This is a genomic window from Oleiphilus sp. HI0066 (assembly GCF_001635725.1).
This window is the reverse complement of record NZ_LWFH01000703.1, coordinates 1-785: the sequence shown is the minus strand read 5'-3', so window position 1 is coordinate 785 and position 785 is coordinate 1. Positions and strand designations below refer to the sequence as shown.

Here is a 785-nt window from a genome sequence, read left to right as displayed (position 1 = left end):
TGTTCGCGTAAAAGCTGAATACCAACTCATCCGCTGTAGCCGAAAAGCTATCACCAACTGTTGATGCGTTTCCGCCACGGTTTGAGAACGTATTATTGTATGCTTCGAAATCGTTGTCATAGCCTGCTTCAAAACCTAAGTATGTAAAGGTCAGATCAGCCATGCCGTTCAATTCAAGAATACCGCCAATACCGTACTGGCTACCTGCTGCAATTTCATCATCTAAAAAATCGTTATTCGTTGCAACATCAACAAACGAAGGACCTGTATACGTCAACAATCCATCGTTCGAATCTAAAACTGCAGATTGCGCGCTAGTCACTGCTGCAGCTAGGGTCAGACCCGCAAGTAATTTTCCAAATTTCATATTGAATACTCCAAATGTTCAATCCATGTAAGCGTCATTCTATTCTTATAAATCGGCTTGGGAGTAATACCAGCAATAATCAAACCTATAATAATTTATATTTATAAATCATAGCCTTATAAAGAAATTATAAGAATACAGCTCATATCAAACAGTAAAATAATCTGACACATCGGAACTAACGCACATAGCGCGAGAAGCGAGAAGCAAGAAGCAAGAAGCAAGAAGCAAGAAGCAAGAAGCAAGAAGCAAGAAATTCTAAAGGGGGAAATTTGGGTGGCAACTCTCGCCAGCTACACCTCGGCACATGAGTCGACCGCTGTGGCTGCTCCCTTCCGGGCCTGACCAGGTTCACGATTTATCATTGCGAGGGAACCAACAAGAGTTACCATGGTGCGTTGTGGCTAGTGCCGATCAA

At 42.5% G+C, this 785-nt stretch carries 1 protein-coding gene and 1 other RNA gene; both read right to left on the bottom strand.

Going from position 1 to position 785, the window contains the following annotated elements; all coding sequences use genetic code 11:
* The coding region (locus A3738_RS08775; RefSeq protein WP_197473732.1) for a hypothetical protein at positions 1-367 on the bottom strand (367 nt) is incomplete at its 3' end.
* 284 nt (positions 368-651) lie between these two features.
* Positions 652-748: signal recognition particle sRNA small type (gene ffs / locus A3738_RS08770), an RNA gene on the bottom strand.
* Positions 749-785: the final 37 nt, after the last annotated feature.